Genomic DNA, 18,797 nt, shown 5'->3' with positions numbered 1-18,797 from the left:
ATGTCAAGCTAAGGCAGATCGGCTTCCCGGGTCGGGCCCGTGTCCGGGCACACACAACAGGGTTGTATAGGGGCTTTCGGCTTTCCAACATTCAATTAGCGCCAAGCACCGCGACAGACGGTGGGGGCCAGGTAGCAAGACCACGAAGAATAAGAAGGCGAACGGGGAGACAACATGGGCGCCATCACGCAACGCAGGCTCAGAGCAGCCAGCATCGGCGCCATGATGCTGGCGTCATGGGGAACGGCGCTCGGCGCCATGGAGGATGCGCTGCTCAGCGCGGAACCGGTGGTTGCTGCGGCGCGGGGGTATGCCGCGGAAGGCGCCTATGACGTGGGCAGCCATTACCAGGGGGGCCATGCCCGCGCGGGCTACAAGTTTTCGCCGGCGTGGTCGCTGGAGGCCGGATACTGGCGCCGGCACCTCAGCTACGCCGACGACTCTGCCGGCATAGACAGTTGGCTTGCCTCAACGAGTTATGGCCTGATCGTGAGCCCGGATGCCGGCAGGAAGCTGACGCTGCGGCTGTCCGCATGGGGCAATTACACCGACAGTCTGAGCAAGTCCGGGCAGACGTACGCCAATAAGCTCGCCAACTTCACCATCGCACACCCGAACGATACGCAGGTGCAGGCAGATCTGATCTACACCGGGCAACCGTGGACCAACCAGTTCCTGACCGGCTTCATCAGTGCGGGCTATAGCTGGGTGCGGGCCGGCGATATCCAGGGCATGCTGCAACAAGGCGCGTGCCAGTATAACGTCAGGGTTGGTGCCGACAACATGGCCATCGGCACGCTGGCGGCGCCCTGCCGGATGGGTCGCGCCACCATCGCCAATGGCGGCTTCCGCGTCAACGCCACCCAATTCGGCCTGGATGCCGGCAACGGCTTCAATGACAGCGGCGCGTTCATCGGCGCCGGCGGATCGTGGCGATGGCGCTACGGCTCGCTGAGCCTGCTGGCCGGCTACCACGTCCAGTATTTCTTCCGTGAACTGGATGATCGCTATGCGACATATGGCGCGCCAAAGGCCCAGTTCAACCAGACCGTCGCACTGCAGGCGTCGTATGCGATCAACCGTTACGTGGATTTGTTCGTGCGCGGACAAGGCGCCCAGAACAGCCTGGTCGGATATGTGCCGATGCTCTACAACCCGGTCACGGCCAGACGGCTTGACCGATCATACGGGCTGTTCGCGATCGGGCTGCGCATCAGCGGGTTCTAGCCTTGCGGCGGGCGCCGGTTAGCGGCGATGCAGCTTGACACGTACGCCGTTGCCGGAACGGATCGTCACGCGCCCAACTACCTTGGGAACATGGTCCGGATCGGCTTCGACGCGATAGCGCCGCACGATGCTGGCGAGGATCAGCACCGCCTCCTGCGTGGCATAGGCGGCGCCGATGCACACGCGCGGCCCCTTGCTGAACGGGATATACGCGCACTTTGCCGATTCCTTGCCCGCGTCCGTGTCGAAGCGCGCGGGATCGAACTCGTCGGGCCGCTCCCAGAGCGTACGATGGCGATGTAGCAGCCACGGCGAAATCAGGATCGGCGAGCCTTCCTTCACCTCCTTGTCGCGAATACACTGGGACTGCGATGCCTCACGCACGAAGAAACCGACCGGCGGATACAGCCGCAGCGTTTCGCGGAACACATTACCCACTGTAGGCAGGCTCTTGATATCGCTCAGTTCGAAATCACGGTCCCCTACCTCGGCCTGAATTTCTTCAAGCATCTTGTCCTGCAGGTGCGGGCATTGCGAGATCAGGTAAAGCGCCCATGTCAGCGCACTGGCGGAGGTCTCATGGCCGGCCAGGAACAGCATGCAGACCTGATCCACCAGTTCTTCATAGTTGAAGCGATCGCCGTTGACGGGATCGACCGCCTCCATCATGCCGGCGAGAATATCCTGGCGACCGCCCGCCTGCCCGCTGTCACGCTCGGCAAGCCGCCGCGCGATGATATCGGACAGAATCACGCGAATCTTCTTCGCCGCACGCCTGCTGGCCCATGCCGAAAACACCGGCGGCAGGCGATAGATCATCAGGATCATCGCCCGCTGCGCGTGGTGCTGGAACTCCAGGAACGCGTCGTAGATCTCCTTGGCGGCAGACGCCTCCAAATTCTCCGACAAGATTGTCCGGAAGATGATGTCGGCGGTCACGTAGGTCATCTCGCCATCCACCTCATACGAGCGCCCGTCCGCCACCGCATCCAGTCGGCGGGTCATGCCCGCCACCGAATCGGCCATCAGCGAGAACACCAGCTTCAGCCTGGCCTGCGCGAAGGCCGGCTCCACCAGGCGGCGCTGGCGCTCCCACACCTTGCTGTTGGTGGTGAAGATGCTGGTGCCCAGCAACGGCTCCAGCATCCGGTGCATCAGCTTATGCTTGGGATACGCATGCGTATCGCCAAGGATCTTGCGCACCCAGTCGGCATCGTTGACCATGAAGATGTCCATGCCGGGCTGCGAGATCTTGCCCATCTTCATCGAGTAGCTGCGCTCGAACAGCACATCGATCCAGGAATTCCAGCCGCGCAGGAAGCGCAACAGGAAAGAACTCTTGCGCACGTGGGGCTTGGGATACGGGGGCTGGAAATTCATGAAGGTGGACTGCCGGAATCAAAAGGGCTGGATGCGGCGCGGACCGGCCGTCATTCGGAAATAGTCGTACTCGTTAGGCAAGGCACTTGCCATCAGGTACTGGAAATGAAGACGCTGCTTGCTGCGCTTCATCCGCGAATATTCCTTCTTGCCGAACATGCGGAAGGGCCGCACCACTTGCGCGGTGGGACGGCCGACCCCGGTGCCGGTAATACCGGAGATATCCAGCGGATTCGCCTGCGAGAAACATAGCGAGTCCGCGCGCGCGTTCATGTCAAACCACTGCATGTCACGCTCTTCAGACAGCCGCTGCAGGTCACTGAGGAAAGCCTTTGCCGACGGCATCAGGCTCAGCAATGGAATGCACTGCCCCAGGGTGATCAGCGTGATATTGCGGCGCTGCGCAGGCGTCAGCGCACCTGCCAGCCGAGCAGCGAGTGATGCAGCGACAATCGAACCGACGCTATGGCCGACCAGCAATACCTCGTCACAAGGCGACGCTTGCTGGTCGCGGCGAATCCAGTCGGCAAAGGCATCGATCCGTTCCTTGACGTCATTGGGCTCACGCACCCCCCAACCCTGGACGAACCGGTAAATCCGTAACAGCCAGAACACCGCCAGCCGATTTGCCAGCGTGACCCCAGCCCAGATCAGCACGACGCCACAGGCAATACCACCGGCCCAAGCGAACAAGTCATTGCCTGCGGCGCTGCCGATAGCTGCCTTGGCCGCCATGCCACCGGCAAGCGCCAGCATCAGCAACAAGAAGAGGTAGGCCAGCGGGTACAAGGCACTGTAAAACGGACCGCGGAACGTCTTGCCCAGGCGGCCAAACGCACCGCATCCGACATAGCCCGCGTAAGTCGCCAGCGAGGACAGCAGCAACTTAAGCAGATTCGGCTCCCAGTGCCGCCGTACCAGGTCGTCCCAATGCAGGAACTGGTACTCCGTCGACACTTCCTGCCCTTGCCATTGGCTGCTGACGTTCCACGCGCTGACATGTTTGTCCAGGCGCGAACGCGCGCCCACCTGAACGGTGGTGCCCAAATGAACCGATTGCTTGGCTGATTCTTCGCGATACAAGCGGTGATAGAAACCCGCGCCGCGTGGGTCGAAGCCGCTGACGTAGTACACCTTGCGGCGCCGCACGCCGCGAGCTGCCGCCGGCGCGGGCTGTTTTTTGGTGGCAGTCTGCGTCATTGTGTTCTGTGGTGCAGCTTCTTCTTCAGCACCAGGTCAACTACGGGTTGCTCGCGCTTGTTGGCGCGCCGGCAATGGTCCTTCTGGAACTTGTCGGTAAACCAGATGATGAAGCGCGCCCACCACCTATGCTGCTCCCGCCAGGCATGCGACGAGACCGACTCCCACGCGTAGCCGTTGAGCAGGGTCGCATTTACGAAATGATCCATTGCCCTCACCCCTGCCCGGCCCCGCTCGGTCTTGCCAAAGAAGCCGATATAGACGATCAGCAGATAACCTAGGACGGCCAGGGGCACGATGAAAATCATCAGCAAAAAGCCGGCGATTCTTTCTCTCATGACGATGGAATTGTGGTGATGAATGGGGCTGGTGGCACAGCGGTGGTGAGGCTGAGGGCCTGCTGCCAAGGGAAGACAGATCGGGGGAATCAGGCGCTCTGCAGTATACCGAGCACCATGGTTAACAGAGGTCCGCCGGGCTGTAAGACGGTTCTTGCCGCATTGATTGTGTGAATTCTGTTGTAGTTTTGGTACACAAGGGCACGCGCGGGAAGCCAATGCCCTCGGCAGCCCTGTCTACTCCTGCAGCGAGACGGGCCTGCTCCTAACTAGTACACTGCGTCAATTAAATGGCACCGGGCGAATTCGCCGAGTTGGGTCGTTGTACTTCCACTTGATGGGTGCCGGATTCTCGTTGTGCTGACGGATATAGCGCATCAGCTTCCGGTCCAGGTCCTTCACGGAAGTAAAGATACCGCGACTAATTACGTCACGCTGGATACGGGAGAACCAATTCTCCACCTGGTTCAGCCACTACGAATATGTGGGCGTGAAGTGCATGTGCACGTGCCGATGGGCCCGCAGGAATTCCTGGACGCGCGACGTCTTGTGGACGCTCACGTTGTCACAGATCACGTGGATTTCCTGACCATCTGGCTGATGGGCCACGATATCAGTCAGAAACGCCACGAACTGCACGCTGGTGTGGCGCGCCGCGGTCTTGCCTAGCACTTCTCCGGTGGCCGTGTTCAACGCGGCAAACAGGCTCAAGGTGCCGTTGCGCTTGTACTCGAATCCATGGCTTTCGGCACGCAGGCACGCCCGGGCGACAGCGGCAACATGCGGTCTTTGCGGTCCAATGCCTGGATCGCGGTCTTCTCATCCACGCAGAACACCACCGCATGCGCCGGCGGGTTCAGGTACAAGCCAATGACGTCGGCAGTCTTGGTCTCGAAGTCCGGATCGTTGGAGATCATGTGCTGTGCCAGTCGATGGGGACGCAGACCATGTTTGCGCCAGATACGTTGCACGGTCGAGACCGACACGTTGCCCAACTCTGCGGCCAGCTTGTAACTACTCCAATGCGTGGAGCCGTCGGCTGGCTTGCGCTTGAGCGTGGTGTTCAACACACGCGCCTCAAGCTTCTCCGGCGCACGCGCGGGGGCTCTGCCGGGATGGCGTGCGTACAGGCCCGCCAGCCGCTCGGCCAGAAACCGGCGCGACCAACGCGCGATAAAGCGCGAATCGCAACCGAGCCGCTGCATGATCGCGTCGCGCGGCTCCCCGTCTTCGAGCATCAGGATCAACCTGGCCCGACGCACATCCGCCACACGCACCGTTTGGCTGCGCGTGGCTGCCAACAATTGCTCTCGTTCGAGCTCGTCCAAGTTCATTTTCCCATGCATCCATCATAGATGAATGGGGTGCTATTTCAAAGACGCGATGGACTAGCATCGGAGACAATTCACGCAACCGGTCGCGTGCGAACGCGAGAAGGGCATTCGAACTCGTATTGCCCAGCAGCCTGTTCAGATTCGACGCGGGGCGCATCGTAGTGGACGACACAACAATCGATAACTCATGGCACAGATATAGCCAGCTGGCCGGATGAGCTATTGCAAATGGCAGCGCCTGCGCACCTCCATTCACCATCCGACCACTGATGCCATTCGCATGGCCGCATGAGTTGCCAAAGCGAGGCGCGGACCGGAACTTTAACTCCACGACGTTAGCGCAGCGCGAAATGCATGGACGGTGGCCCGCAAAAACGGTACGCTACTGGGCCATTTAGAATGGCGACAGCCGTCACACGATCATCCCCGCCGATTCACACATGCGATGATTTTTGCTGCATCCGAGCTCTTCGCAAGAGGTGTCTTCTGTTCCCCCGAAGCCCGAAACCATACCTTCGCCGCCCAATGTGCACCCTGCAACATTGGGCGGCGATAGCTGGATCGATCCGATTTCGAAATAAAGCCTGCCAAGCTGGTAGTGATTGGATCGATGCTTTTGTTCATGGACAATGAGTTCGCTCAAGAACTGGGCGCATTAATCCGCCAGCATTTCCATTGCACCCTGCATCAGTGAAGTGAGCGCCGAAAGATCGATCGGCCACCAGTCCATCGAGATGGCCTGGGTGATCACCAGGGCCATGGCGCACACAAAGCGGCCACTCCGCTCTCGGAGCCACAGCCGCGGCGATACCCGTTCCTTCAGCGTGGCGTCCGCATAGAAGGACGAATTGATCTGTGACACGCGCACTAGATAGTTACGGAAGCGCCGGTATGCGCCCATGTCTACAGGCGTGGGATTGCGCCAGAAGTCGTCCAGACTGCCCTGATAGGTCAGACCCGGCTTGTCATAGAAGCAGCGGCCCAATGTGATGACTGGTGCGCGATGATGCAACGCCTGTAGGCCGGTGGTGGAATTGACCGTCACCACTCCGTCACAGCGCTGAAGCAGCGAGGGAAGATGAACGTCATGGATATATGCCACGCGGCCTTCTAAGTCATAACGGCGCGAGCATTCGGCAATGCAGGCAGCATAGTCAGTATGCCCCCGATCCATCGGATGATGCTTGATCACCAGCATGGTCTCGCTCGACGCATATTGTGCAAACGAGAACATTGTCCACTCGATGAAATCCTCCATGCGGCGCCAGGGGCTGTGCACGCGGATCTGCGCGTCGTTGTAGACCTGGAGCGCAACGAGAAAGAAAGGCGGATGCGCGTCCGACAGCAGGCGGGCAGCGATTGGCTGTTCCAGCCGAAGGTACCAGTGTTTACGTGCCGCGGCACGCAACCACAAGGCGATCTCATGCACACCGAACGGCTTGTGGTGACGATAGTCTGGATATTGCTTGGCTCGCGCCATGCCTCCAGCAAAATACCAGAATGAATACCAGGCCATCTTGCTGAAGGCATGCTGGAACCGTCGGCGCCGCGCTATGCTTGCTAACACCGGCAAATCGTCGAGCGCGACGGCGGCCAGTGGCGAATCGGCGTTGACACCTCCCCGCTCCAACGTGATGTAATCGGGTCGCACATAGCCCTCCTCGAAGACCCAAAAAGCGATGCCAAGAGATTGCGCCACGCGCGCAGCGATCCGGTGTTGGCGCCGCGCGCTGCCAAAGACCACAACGGCATCGATGGACAGCCTCGTTAAGACACTCCGCAGAAACGACTCCCACATAGGCATGGGGTGACGAAAGCGGATGGTCGCCTTGCCAGGGAAGAAGAGTTCGTCGCCGCCGTTGAAATTGATCTTCCAGACTTGCGTTCCTGCCGCCTGAAGCATCTTCTTAAGACGCGCGAAGAAGGGACCGTTAGGACCTTGCAACATCAGCACGCGCGAGTAAGCGGTCAACTGGTCGAAGCCTTCGCGCGCGGCCGAGCCGGCCCCTTTACGCTCATCAGGCGGCCTTGCCGCATTGCTTGATGGCCGCGACGCGGCCTCTCCTGCCGGCGCTCTTACGGGCTGGCCTTCAGACTCCCGGAAAGACAACATGATGCTGACGACCCTTGCAATTCTTGCTGCCTCAGGAAAGCAGGACAACCAATCACTTTCCCGGCAGCGAATACTTTGTTTTCAGGCAAACTCGACAAAAGATTGCGGGCACGCCTGGTGCCACCCGCGCTCGATTGCGACCCTATCGGGCACCGACAATGACCCGAACCAGTTGGCGACCCTTGCGCCATTGCCGGCTGATCCAGTGGCTACCCCCAGTCGCCGTGCTGCGCTCACGGGCTGTGATCAGGAAATCCACCACATCCTCGGCTGCGCAGAATCCCACAACACCGGGAAGCCGGTAGCGCGGATATTGGCATAGCGCCACATACACAAGTTCGTCCATCGACAACCTGCGCCGTCGATGAAGCAGTTCCATATGGTCCACCGTCAGGCCCCACCCGGCATAGAATGGTCCACCGTAGCAATGCACCGTCTTGCCAAACAACAGTGCCTCGAATCCTGTCAGTGACGTCATAGTGTGGACTTCGTCGGCGGCCGCAATGCATTCGCTGACATTCGCCTTCTCTACGACCTGGTTTGCGAGTTCGGCAAGTTCGTCGGCGGCGATACCGCCAAGCCGGTTTCCCGCAACCACATCCGGATGCGGCTTGTAGACAATCCAGGCATTCGGATTAGCCTTACGCACATTGCGCAGCAGGTCCACATTGCGCCTGACGAACGGGGAGCCCGCTAGAATGGACGCGTCATCCTCCACCTGCCCCGGCACCAGCAGTACGCGGCGGCCCGTGCTTGCAGGTGACAAGGTGAAGCTGCCACCTACGTTGTATTTGCTGACTTTCTGTCGGACCAGAGTCTCTCTCAGTCTTGCGGCACGGGTACGCGATGCCGCGTCCAACTGAACCGTGGCCAGCAACTGTTCCATCCTGCTGCCGGAAAATGGGTCATAGTAGATGCCAGGGCCGTCCACAGCGAGTGAGAGGGGACCATGGAGGTCCGAGCCAAGACCGGTGGAACGAAGAAACGCGTCCTCCAGCCTCACTACCGGTATTCCCCTTGCAGCCGCAGCTGCACACAATTCCACATGCCGGTTGCCCCATACCACCAGGCGCGCATCTGGCGGTAAGATGGAAAGTTGGTCGTGGCGAATCGAGCGAACGAACCTCACTCGACTGGCGGGCGTCTCCAAGAACGGCGCCACGATGGCGCGTTTCCACAGGCTCATTCCGACGCACCAGTACGTGCCGCGGCTTTCGTCGTTGATCGTCTTATTGCGGACAATCCAATCCATGACATCGACCAAGGTGCCCGGCGCACCCGAGATTGGTTTGATGTACCGTGAATACTGCAGATAGGCGGCCGCGAACAATTGCTCGATGCTGCGAGGTCCCGGCCTTCGCTCGCGCAATGCATCAATATCGGGATGCCGATCGTCTGTCAGCCCCCAGCCGGCATACCAGGGCCGCCCGAACACCGTGACCGGCTTGCCAAGCATCAATGCCTCGAATCCCATCTGTGACGTGACAACGTAGACGCGATCGAATTGTTCGAGCAACGACAGCGGGCAGCAGTCATCCGCCAATATGCGCAGTCGGCCGCCGGCGTGCCGGGCATCGAGATACCCCCTCTTCTTGCCCGACAGCACGTCGGGGTGAGTCTTGATCCATATCTCGGCATCCGGAAACTCTATCTCCGCTGCAGCAAGCATGTCCGCGAAGGTCTGTGCACTGGCACCTCCCAGAACGACGGACATGTCTCCCGCGGTTTGGTCGATTAGAAGCACTCGGACCCTGTCGTGGTTCACGATCGCCTTTGCCATCGGAGCATGGTTGTACTTCGACAGTCGCTCCGCCCGAATCCTTGCGATGCCGCGCCGGGCCTCGGCGAGCAAAGCGTTGTCGCCCGCGCAATCGGTAATTAGACGCTCAAGGCGCGATGGCCGAGTCGCGTCGTAGTAGATACCGAGGTCGTCGATCACAAGAGACAATGGTGCGATATGCCCGTGCACACCTAGGCCCACGGAGCGCAGAAAACCGTCTTCCAATAGCAGAGCACGTAAGCCATTTCGGCGTGCCCGCTCGGTTGCCCTTATCCCGGACGGACGGCACCCCCAGCCCACGACAAAGCCGGCATCGTGCTGCATGGCGCCAGCGGTGCCAAACAGCAAGGGACGCCGTTGCACAATCATGTCGCCACCCAGCAGCGCCGCAAGATGCGGAATACGCGCGATACCGACCGACTCTATCCACACCCGCTGCACATGGCAGCTCTGTGACACCGTGGATTGACTGGCCGCTTGATTGCCTGCATGACAGATACGCATTTCGGACACGGTCAGTTAGACTCCGAAACCGACCGCGTCAAGTATCGATCGGGCAGGATCGGTGCGATCGTCCTGTCACCGGACTCGAGCTCCTCTTTCCCGCTGCGCAAGGCCAAGACGGTTTGAATCGCGATCATCCGGTCCAGCGTCGAGGCCGGGACCTCCGTCGGATGACAGCGGATCGCGCAGGCATAGCCGTGCTCCGCCTCCGCAAGATCACCGTGCAGATAGCAGACTTCAGCAAGAAGCAACCAGTCATTCACGGAACAGGGAGGCGCCATCTCGCTGAAGCGTAGCAGCCGATAGGCGCCTGCAACATTGCCGAGGGCCCGCATTGCTCGAACGCGGGTCCACATGTGCATCGATTCCAAATGCTTACCGTGTTCCAACGCCGCTACAATGCTGGCCCTGTCCCCCGTCTGCATCGCCATCTCCAACTCCGCACGCACAAAACGCTCTTCGGCGGGATGAATGGCACGCAGCGAGCAAGCTACCTGGTGAGCCTTCTGAGGAGCTTCCGAAGCTTCCGTAGCGTTGAGAAAGTGTATGGCTAGGTCGAGGGGCATTTGCTCGATGCGATCGGCATAGAGGTAAGTCACGTGATTCTTCACTACCGACCACCTCTCCTCCTCTCCGGCAAGCCGCATTACTTCCCAGCGAAGCGGAATGTCGGAATAGCCTTTGCGTTCCAGTCGGAGAAGAATCGCTCGCGCATTCTCGAAGCGCCTGAGCCGCCGGTTCGCCTCAGCAAACAACAGCGTCGCACGATAGTGGAGCGAAGCGAACGCATGAGTTTCGGCAATCTTCCCCTCCAAGCGAGTCGCAACCTCCTCCCAATCGCCATTGGCGGCAGAGAGCCATGCACCCAACAGCGCCTGATCGGCAGGCGCAATGCCAAGCCGCGTGACCTCATCTACCATGTGTGTTGCCGCTGCCACGTTGCCGGCCATCGCGTGGCACTGAAGTGCAAGCGCAGCAGCAGCCAAGACGAGTGACTCGTCCTGCGCGAAAGACATGATTGTGCCGAGTGACGCCACTGCGCCCTCCGAGTCTCCCTCGGCTTCACGCAGCATTGCCGCTTCGTATGCCAGCACGGTGCGCGGCAGCCCGTTGATTCGCAGCAGTTCCTGACCACCATCGTACAAGTTCAGCGCTTTGGACAACTGCGCGCTGGAGAGCGCATCCAGTATGTCGCCACGTGTAATCGCAATGGCTTCCTCAGCAAAGGCCACCGACCTTCCGCTCCGGCCCCATTGTAAGCACAGGGTCTTGACTTCTTCCCGCCGTCCGAGTCGACGCAGAAGCTCCAGCCTTTCGCGTGCCGCGTATTCCGGCATGCCGTCGACGGGCGTCGGAAAGGCCCACCCAAGATAGCAGAGCGCCTTTTCCCAATGTTCGTTCGCAGCCGCGGTCCTGGACATTTCAAGAAGCCAAAGCGGATCATCCTCGAAGCCCGGTTCCAAAGCATACAGAGCGTCTTCGGCCTCCGAAATACGACCCATGCGACGTAAGGCCGCACTTTTCAATTGCCATAGACGAAGCTCGCCCCACGTCTGCCGTGGGGCAATGTTCTCGGCCTCCTTCACGTGTCGGAGGACAGCCGCATCGTCGCAGGCGTGGGCGGAAATCAAGGCTTGGCAAGCGCATGCGTACACCGGATCATCGTTGTCTTTGGCGAGCTCAAGCGCCGCCTCAGTGCCCCGCATTTCGATATTGGCTTTGAATCGGTGGATGTCCCACACCAAAGTGCTGGATGCAGCTGCGCCGGCGGCAGCCTGCGCTTCAGCAATCTCCTGCCAGTGCCCGTCCGCAATCATCCTTGAAAGGTCGGAGATACGCACATTGCCCTCCTGCCCCGACGCTCCATCGCTGCCAATGGCTGCGGTCAGCGCATGGATATCGGTCAGATCCACGACATGCGGGAAACGCTTGACGATCTTCAGGTGGTCCTCAATCAGGGCACAGCCGTCCTCGTCGGCTCCGGCGGATGAAGCGACTCGCACCCGACTGACAAACCAAGCACCACAGGAGTACACCGCCGTATCCGGACTGACCTGCGGGGCATAAACCAACGCTGTGGAGGCGAGGCCAAGGACCGCATACGGCTGGGCGATCGAAATCGCGGGCTCAATCAGGAAGTCCGCCTCGCAGATGATTACGATGCGATCCGCGCTTCCCGGATGTGCGGCAATTGCTGTCTCGAAATTTGAAATGACAGCGGGAGAATCCTTCGGGTGGAACTTGACGAACACTCGCGCGCCCAGGCGCTCCGCAATCGTGGTCAAGATTTCGCAGATGGTAGCGGCGAAAAGCCCGGCTTCCACCGGGTACCGCTGATTGACATAGATGATATCTTCGCGGCCGATTGAATACTTGGCCACCAGTTCATGTGCCCTCGCACTGGTGGTCATTCCACCGGCATGCAGGAAAAAACGCTCCTTGCGCCCAATGGAAAATGCACTACCCAACAATCGCGGGAAAGCTACAAAGGCTTGGTCAAATTCTTTCACATGGCTAAGTGCCGGACGAATGGTCGCAAGGAAAGGCAGAACCGCGATGAGCCCGCTCACGAGGCGGGTCTTTGCCTGCTTCGACGGTACCACGGCCGCCATATTTGTGCCGTCGTCCGCCAGCTTGTATGTAGCCGTGCCTTCCTCGACAAGATTCACTCGATAGCTGGCCTGCCGTGCAAGGGTTGCCAGCACGGCATAGTGGCGCTCGAAGCTCAACATGTAGAGCGAATTTGCCGTCGTACTGGCCAGCAGGTCGCGGTAGAGTGCTGCAATGCGCCTAAGCTTTCCGATGTCAATTTCGTTGGGGGAGCGCGGCAGGACGCATTCGCGCACGTCCACAAACAGGCCTCGATCAACCTGCGCCAGGATAGCCCGAGGCACAGAACGGTTTGCCGGTGTCGACAGGACCACCAAATAGTTGTTACGCAGGCCTTGGAAACGGATCAGCGATTGAATCTGCACCAACTGACCCAAGTGGCTCAGAATAAACAGATTGTCTGCTCTCGTCCTGGGAAAATCGTGCACAAGCCCGCGTTTCTTCAACATATCCCGCCAGAAGAGACGAGGATTATCCACCAGCTTGGTCAGCTTTGACATATTTCCCAACGAACCAAATTCAGCGCGTTCCGCAACTTGCGCAATGTTAATCGAGGCGAATGAATGAACTGTGGCAATACCCGCAGCCACAGCCGGAGCACCACGCCGGGTCCCCAGCGAATCTCGCGAATCGACTCCTGCTTACTCAGCAATATCTGTAGCTGACCAGACGTCAACTCGGGATATCGGACATTGTCAGCAAGCCATCGCCTGCTAGCCCGCGACAATTCCGTGGGATCCAGACTCTCCAGCTTGCGAAACAGCCGGCTACCAGCGAAGAAGTTCGAATAATGCTTTCGTGACGCGAACTCTGAAACCAGGAACACCTTTTGTCCGGCCAGCAGCCATTCAATCGCCGCCGAACTTGAGACCGTGACACAAGAGTCGGTCTTGCTGACAAATTCCTGGACCTCATCGCTGCAGACACGCAGGTTCGCCGGGTAGCCCGTTTCGCCTAGCAAGCATGAAAGCGATGCAGGAAGCCGCTTATTGTGCTCTCTGGTCGCCTTCTCGGTCCGTGTCTTCACATAGAAATTGCGTGACGGATTGCGCAGCGCCAGTCGAATCAACATGTCAGCCAGCTTCTGCCGGTCGTATCCCAACCTTGGCACATCGATCTGCTCGAAGAACACCGTGCCGGCCGTGACTTCAGCTGCTGTCGCGACCTTTTCATCCGCCTCGCTGTCGAACCACGATGCTCCATAGACGATTCCGTTGAACTCGAGCCCGAGCGCGCGACAAATACGTCGATATCGCCTCGCGTCCGCCGGCGAATTCAGCAGTACGTGGTCGCAACGTGCCCGTGTCAGAAATGCGTCGAACTGGCTGCGCACCACGATGCCAGGAAACAATGAGGCCGTCGCCGGCCGCTGCGGCAGCGCCCGCAGTCGGGCGAGGATCGAATTGATGTCCCGCCCGCCGCAACTGAGCACTACCAGGTCGGATGAAGCCAGCTTCGCGCACAGGACATCCATATCCGGCTCGTCGGAAAGACTATGGTGCAGAAGTTCGCATCCTGCCCGTTCGCTCAGGATTCTCGCAAGCCTGCGTGTGGCTTTCTGGTGTGCAAAGCTGCGGTACACTAACGAGACCGTCCTCCGCAGCACGCTCAGACGTCCTCGGTCCGCAACTGAGCGCCTTTCTGGATGCTCCGTTTTGCGGTCTTGCCCAGCAGCCGCTCATAGTCATCGGCGCCGAAGTCCCCCGTTCCCGGCCGACGAACCCACAGATTCTCCCCGGACAATACTTCGCCCGCCACGATATCCCGGTCGGCAATAACGGAGGCGAAGGCAAAGCGCATCGTCACCTCTTCCTGCTCGACGGCCTCTTTCTTACCACCGCGCGCTTTGAAGATAGCCCGCGATCCCTTGATCAGTTCCGCCATCGAGGTGGGGTCCATCGAGCATTCGATATCCGGCCCTGGGCGATCCATGCGGTCGGTGAAATGACGTTCTAGGATGCTAGCACCCAGCGCCACCGCACCGAGACATGCGTAGTTGTCGAGCGTGTGGTCTGACAAACCTACCACCGCATCGGGGAATGCTTCGGCAAGGTCGCACATACCCCCCAGGCGTACTAGCTCATGGGGCGTGGGATACACGTTCGTGCAGTGAAGCAGCGCGAAAGGGACCGACGCATCCCGCAGGATCTGCACCGACTTACCCACGCTGGCGATGTCGTTCATGCCAGTAGAAAGAATCACCGGCTTGCCGAAGGATGCTACAAGGCGGATCAACGGATAGTTGTTGCACTCACCAGACCCGATCTTGTATGCCGGCACGTTCATCCCCTGCAGTCGCAGCGCAGCGGCGCGTGAAAACGGGGTACTGATGAAAATCATTCTCTTGGAATGAACATAGTTCATCAGTTTTGTTTCGTCTTCCTCACCGAGGGAGCACCGCTTCATGATCTCGTAGATGGAAACATCGGCATTTCCGGGGATAACCGACTTGGCCTCGTCCGACATTTCGTCTTCAACGATATGAGTTTGATGCTTGACCATTTCGGCGCCCGCCCGATGGGCCGCATCGACCATGTCGATTGCGGTATCGAGGCTGCCTTCGTGGTTGATCCCGATCTCGGCGATCACCAGAGGTTCGTAAGCTGCGCCGATGTTCCTGCCTGCAATAGAAAAGGAGCTATTCATAGTTTTGTCTCAACAAGATGATTTGCCAATGCCAAGTCAGCCTCACTGTCAATATCGATGGAGCGTGACATCGGCATTAGGTAATACGCCATGGGCTCGCAGAAGAACGTACGCTGCACCAACAGGTCTTCAATCCGATTCGCATAGATAGCACCGTTCAGCTGCACGGCCTGGGGCAACGCCTGGCGTGGCGCCTCAAAGGCGCGCATATCGAGAACCGGCCGGTATTGGCCGTCTTGCAGCAGGAGTGTCTTGTACGGATGATGCGCAGACTCGCAAACCGACACGACCGAACCGCGCCCACTTTTCGTGTAGAGACGGACAGCTTCCGCAATATCGGCGCCCGTGCGCAATGGGCTAGTGGGCTGCAGCAGCAAACACAACCCTTGGGTAACCCCGAGCGCTTCGAGCGCATGACAGACTGCATCGATCGACCTGGAGTGGTCTTCCGCCAAGTGAGGCGGACGCATGGCCACCTCCGCCCCACAGCGCCTCGCTTCCTCCGCAATCGCATCTCCGTCCGTGGTAACGAGGATTCGGTCGATCACGCCGGAGGCATGGGCCGCGTCAATCGCTCTCCCGATCAGAGAGATACCGCCAACCCGCTTCAGGTTCTTCCCCGGCAAACCTTTTGAGTTGGCGCGGGCCGGGATCATTGCGATAGAGGTCATACCAGATCGACAAACGACTTTTGCACAGCTGTCTCCCAGAACGAGGACTGTCCAAGGGCCTCGGCGAACTTCTGCACGCTTCGTCCGTCGCCAAACCATTGCGACTTCTCAATCGTCTTGTGGCTGTTGACCTTCGCAATGGCGTTACAGACGTCTCCGGTGGCGTAACCGCAATTGACGATGGACGGCCCAAAGAAGCGTCGACTCTGGCGTGTGCCCACATTGACAGTCGGAACGCCATAAAATGGCGCTTCACGAATACCCGCACTGGAATTTCCCGCGATGAAGTCCGCATGCTTCAACAAAGTCAGGAAATACTCGAAGCGCACGGACGGAAACACCGAGAAGCGCGACCCCCTGCATTGCTTGTCGATTGCATTGAGGATGGCATCGCTGCCCGCATCGTTGTTCGGGAATATGACGACATAGTTGCGACCGGACTGATGGAGAGCGGCAAAAAACTGTTCCGCATAGTCAGCAATATCGCTCTCTTCCGTCGTCACTGGATGGAACATAGCGATCGCGTACGACTCGAAATCAATCTGATAGCGTTCCCGCACATCCTGCAGGCTCGGCAATGCGGACGACGTCATGACGTCAAGGTCAGGCGAGCCAATGATGAACACAGAGGCCGGATCTTCTCCCATCTGCAATAGACGCGCCTGCGCCTCGGTGTTGGCCACCATATGAATATGGGCGAGCTTGCTGACCGAATGGCGAATGAGGTCGTCAATGGTGCCAGACAGCTCTCCCCCCTCAATATGGCACACGAGGGTGTTGCTGAGCGCTCCCACCGTCGCCCCGGCGAGCGCCTCAAGGCGATCACCATGGACGACGATCATGTCAGGCGCGATCTCCTTCGCTATCCGCGAAACGATCGATACGGTATTGCCCAACACCGAGCACATGGGTTCGCCCGGATGCTGGTTCGATACGAGGTAGATATTGGAGAAACCTTCTCTGCGTACTTCCAGATGGGTTCCGCCGTACCGCTTCAACATGTGCATGCCCGTGACAAGGACATGCAGTTCCATGTCCGGATCGTCATTGACATAGTGCATCAGGCGCTTCAGCTTGCCAAAATCGGCTCGCGTGCCAGTCAGGAAGAGAATTTTTTTCATACGTTTTTATTCCACCAATCTGAAGCGTAAAGGCAGCGGTGAAGATAGCTTGCAAACAACGTTGACTACAGACCCAACACCACTTTGGCGCTGATCGCTAGTTGATAGAGAATTTGAAATACGTCTTTAGCAAACTGCCGCGTCTTCATGTCCACGCGCGGCAATACCAAGATTTCGTCTCCGGACTTGATATCCGGGTCCCGCTTGCCGTCGGTGAAACTCCCATCGCGATGCGCAACGACCACGCGGGACGTGTCGGCGGCTTGCGAGAAACCGCCCGCCTGCTGAATGTAGTCGTCCAGGTCCATGCTCTTGTCGAAAGCGATGGCGTTCGGGAACAACACTTCGCCGTTGACGATGACAAGACCGTCCCTCACCGGTACACGTAGAATGTCACCGTTCTCAAGCAGCAGATCATTGCGGTTGCTCGATTTGGCGATAAGGGTCTGGCCGGTAGGCTCTATCTTGCGCGCGCGCTCGACCCACTGGAGCACAAGTGCGGCCTCTTCCTTGCGCAGTTGAGCTTCTTCGGCCGTGCCGGAGCGAGCCGTAAGCACGCTCGATTCCAGGCTGCGCAGCGCCGTGGCCAGCAGAGTCTTCTGCCTATCCTTCACACTGTTGCGAAACAACTGGATGCTCTCGGCGTCGGACTGGGGCGTATATTGGACCTGGCTCAACAACTCTCCAACACGGCTGCCATATGGAAGAACAAACTCTTGTGGGCCCAGATGCTCGCCTTCGACGCGCACAGTTATCGTGCCCGGGCGCTTATCAGCAGTAAATTCGATTTCATCGCCGTCCTGGATCGTCACGTCCCTGCCCTGCGAAATGGGGAAATATTCGACATTACGCACCGTGCCGGTATTGCGGATCACGCGCACATTGGTAGCCTGTGCCAGAGGCTTGGCCAATTGAGCGATCTGATCGAGGCCAGCGCTCGCACCTGCGAACTCGAAACGTTTGGCGTTTTCCGCGAGGCCGCTCACCTTTACAGTCTTCTTCCGCGGCTGGACAAAGATGACGTCCCCATTATTGAGCTGACGCGAAGCTAGCTCGCCCTTTAAGAGAAACTCGTAGAGATTGACTACAGCGAGAGTCTGAGCCCCGCGCTTGATCGCGACGTCGAGAAACGATCCACGCTCGGGATCGATACCGCCTGCCTGATCGAGATAGCGCAGGATGCTGTCGCTTGAGGTGCCCGTATAGAGTCCCGGACGGTAGACCGAACCGGTGACATACACGCGCACCGGTTGCGCCGCCAGTAGGCTCGCATAAATTGATACACGCCCAGCGAACACCCGGCGGAGGGCGCTGGTGATTGCGGGCTGCAGATTCTCATTGGTAACACCCTGCACTCGGAAAGGCCCCACCTCGGGCAAAACGATGTTGCCCGCTGCATCGACTACGAGAACCGTATCCAGCGTATAGCCGTTCCACATGCGCAACTGGATGCGGTCACCCACCGAAATAACGTGGCTGGGATTGAATACCGAAGCGCTGTCACGGCTGAAGGCGCCGGTAAATAGCTGCGCGCCGAACACCTCGCTGGCAAGGTTGGCGCTGTAGTCGGCCTGCTGCGGCGCCGTGCCCGGCGGCATTTCGGGCGGGAGTTGCTGGGATGCCCCCGAAGCGACGTTTGCGGCGTTGCCCTGCGTGGGCATGCCGGCCGCTCCAGGCGGAGCGACATTGCCTTGCGCGGCCCACACGGAATAATCGAGTTGATTTGCTGAAGTCGATCGGGTCGACGTCAACCGGGCGGGGGTCGCCGCCGACTCCTTCATTGAACTCGCGGTCGTTTGCGCGCTTGCGACATGGTGCAGTCCCAGGGCGAAGGCCACGATGAAAACCAAAAAACCACGTAATCGTGACATCG

Annotated in this window: 13 protein-coding genes and 1 pseudogene; 1 reads left to right on the top strand and 13 read right to left on the bottom strand. The window is 59.2% G+C overall.

Features of this window, described 5'->3' with window-relative positions:
* The first annotated feature begins 174 nt into the window (after window positions 1-174).
* Entirely contained in the window at window positions 175-1,227 is a 1,053-nt protein-coding gene (locus ABNX08_RS25195) for a hypothetical protein (RefSeq protein ID WP_022538423.1), read from the top strand.
* Window positions 1,228-1,245: 18 nt separating this feature from the next.
* On the opposite strand, the gene ABNX08_RS25190 is transcribed toward ABNX08_RS25195, so the two are convergent.
* From ABNX08_RS25190 to ABNX08_RS25130, 13 genes and pseudogenes are all read right to left on the bottom strand, one after another.
* Window positions 1,246-2,607, bottom strand: a complete 1,362-nt coding sequence (locus ABNX08_RS25190) for a cytochrome P450 (protein WP_022538422.1) — start codon at window positions 2,605-2,607, stop codon at window positions 1,246-1,248.
* A gap of 18 nt (window positions 2,608-2,625) precedes the next feature.
* Window positions 2,626-3,807, bottom strand: a complete 1,182-nt coding sequence (locus tag ABNX08_RS25185; RefSeq protein ID WP_022538421.1) for a hypothetical protein — start codon at window positions 3,805-3,807, stop codon at window positions 2,626-2,628.
* A complete protein-coding gene (locus ABNX08_RS25180) occupies window positions 3,804-4,145 on the bottom strand; it encodes a hypothetical protein (RefSeq protein ID WP_041681758.1) in 342 nt (113 codons plus the stop codon). The genes ABNX08_RS25185 and ABNX08_RS25180 overlap by 4 nt, the downstream gene beginning before the upstream one ends.
* A 282-nt stretch (window positions 4,146-4,427) precedes the next feature.
* Window positions 4,428-5,479, bottom strand: a pseudogene (locus ABNX08_RS25175) (IS630 family transposase).
* 412 nt (window positions 5,480-5,891) lie between these two features.
* The gene (locus ABNX08_RS25170) at window positions 5,892-6,122 is read right to left on the bottom strand and encodes a hypothetical protein (protein ID WP_349605121.1); all 231 of its coding nucleotides are present in this window, start codon (window positions 6,120-6,122) and stop codon (window positions 5,892-5,894) included.
* A gap of 12 nt (window positions 6,123-6,134) precedes the next feature.
* Window positions 6,135-7,592: a capsular biosynthesis protein gene (locus ABNX08_RS25165; protein ID WP_349605120.1), complete on the bottom strand. Its 1,458-nt coding sequence runs from the start codon at window positions 7,590-7,592 to the stop codon at window positions 6,135-6,137.
* Between the two features lie 142 nt (window positions 7,593-7,734).
* A complete protein-coding gene (locus tag ABNX08_RS25160) occupies window positions 7,735-9,876 on the bottom strand; it encodes a capsular polysaccharide biosynthesis protein (RefSeq protein ID WP_349605130.1) in 2,142 nt (713 codons plus the stop codon).
* An 11-nt stretch (window positions 9,877-9,887) separates the two neighbouring features.
* Window positions 9,888-12,986 (bottom strand): alpha-2,8-polysialyltransferase family protein, encoded by a 3,099-nt coding sequence (locus ABNX08_RS25155; protein WP_022538415.1) that lies wholly within the window; start codon window positions 12,984-12,986, stop codon window positions 9,888-9,890.
* Window positions 12,974-13,960, bottom strand: a complete 987-nt coding sequence (locus ABNX08_RS25150) for a DUF6716 putative glycosyltransferase (protein WP_041681756.1) — start codon at window positions 13,958-13,960, stop codon at window positions 12,974-12,976. The genes ABNX08_RS25155 and ABNX08_RS25150 overlap by 13 nt, the downstream gene beginning before the upstream one ends.
* 134 nt (window positions 13,961-14,094) lie before the next feature.
* A complete protein-coding gene (locus tag ABNX08_RS25145) occupies window positions 14,095-15,075 on the bottom strand; it encodes an N-acetylneuraminate synthase family protein (protein ID WP_349605118.1) in 981 nt (326 codons plus the stop codon).
* A 53-nt stretch (window positions 15,076-15,128) separates the two neighbouring features.
* Complete coding sequence (locus tag ABNX08_RS25140; protein WP_022538412.1) at window positions 15,129-15,803, bottom strand: cytidylyltransferase domain-containing protein; 675 nt, start codon at window positions 15,801-15,803, stop codon at window positions 15,129-15,131.
* Entirely contained in the window at window positions 15,800-16,924 is a 1,125-nt protein-coding gene (gene neuC, locus ABNX08_RS25135; protein WP_022538411.1) for a UDP-N-acetylglucosamine 2-epimerase, read from the bottom strand. Before neuC ends, ABNX08_RS25140 begins: the two co-directional genes overlap by 4 nt.
* 65 nt (window positions 16,925-16,989) lie before the next feature.
* Window positions 16,990-18,795 (bottom strand): polysaccharide biosynthesis/export family protein, encoded by a 1,806-nt coding sequence (locus tag ABNX08_RS25130; RefSeq protein ID WP_022538410.1) that lies wholly within the window; start codon window positions 18,793-18,795, stop codon window positions 16,990-16,992.
* Between the last annotated feature and the right edge of the window lie 2 nt (window positions 18,796-18,797).

The organism is Cupriavidus sp. DF5525, assembly GCF_040149425.2.
In the GTDB taxonomy this organism is placed as follows: domain Bacteria; phylum Pseudomonadota; class Gammaproteobacteria; order Burkholderiales; family Burkholderiaceae; genus Cupriavidus; species Cupriavidus pickettii_A.
This window is presented reverse-complemented; position numbering and strand designations above follow the sequence as displayed.

Bases quoted from the DNA above. Each gene is read 5' to 3' on its own strand.
- ABNX08_RS25190 (WP_022538422.1), bottom strand. From the start codon at position 2,607: ATGAATTTCCAGCCCCCGTATCCCAAGCCCCACGTGCGCAAGAGTTCT.
- neuC (WP_022538411.1), bottom strand. From the start codon at position 16,924: ATGAAAAAAATTCTCTTCCTGACTGGCACGCGAGCCGATTTTGGCAAG.
- ABNX08_RS25150 (WP_041681756.1), bottom strand. From the start codon at position 13,960: ATGGATGTCCTGTGCGCGAAGCTGGCTTCATCCGACCTGGTAGTGCTC.
- ABNX08_RS25140 (WP_022538412.1), bottom strand. From the start codon at position 15,803: ATGACCTCTATCGCAATGATCCCGGCCCGCGCCAACTCAAAAGGTTTG.
- ABNX08_RS25185 (WP_022538421.1), bottom strand. From the start codon at position 3,807: ATGACGCAGACTGCCACCAAAAAACAGCCCGCGCCGGCGGCAGCTCGC.
- ABNX08_RS25195 (WP_022538423.1), top strand. From the start codon at position 175: ATGGGCGCCATCACGCAACGCAGGCTCAGAGCAGCCAGCATCGGCGCC.
- ABNX08_RS25180 (WP_041681758.1), bottom strand. From the start codon at position 4,145: ATGAGAGAAAGAATCGCCGGCTTTTTGCTGATGATTTTCATCGTGCCC.
- ABNX08_RS25130 (WP_022538410.1), bottom strand. From the start codon at position 18,795: ATGTCACGATTACGTGGTTTTTTGGTTTTCATCGTGGCCTTCGCCCTG.
- ABNX08_RS25160 (WP_349605130.1), bottom strand. From the start codon at position 9,876: ATGCGTATCTGTCATGCAGGCAATCAAGCGGCCAGTCAATCCACGGTG.
- ABNX08_RS25165 (WP_349605120.1), bottom strand. From the start codon at position 7,592: ATGTTGTCTTTCCGGGAGTCTGAAGGCCAGCCCGTAAGAGCGCCGGCA.
- ABNX08_RS25155 (WP_022538415.1), bottom strand. From the start codon at position 12,986: ATGTCAAAGCTGACCAAGCTGGTGGATAATCCTCGTCTCTTCTGGCGG.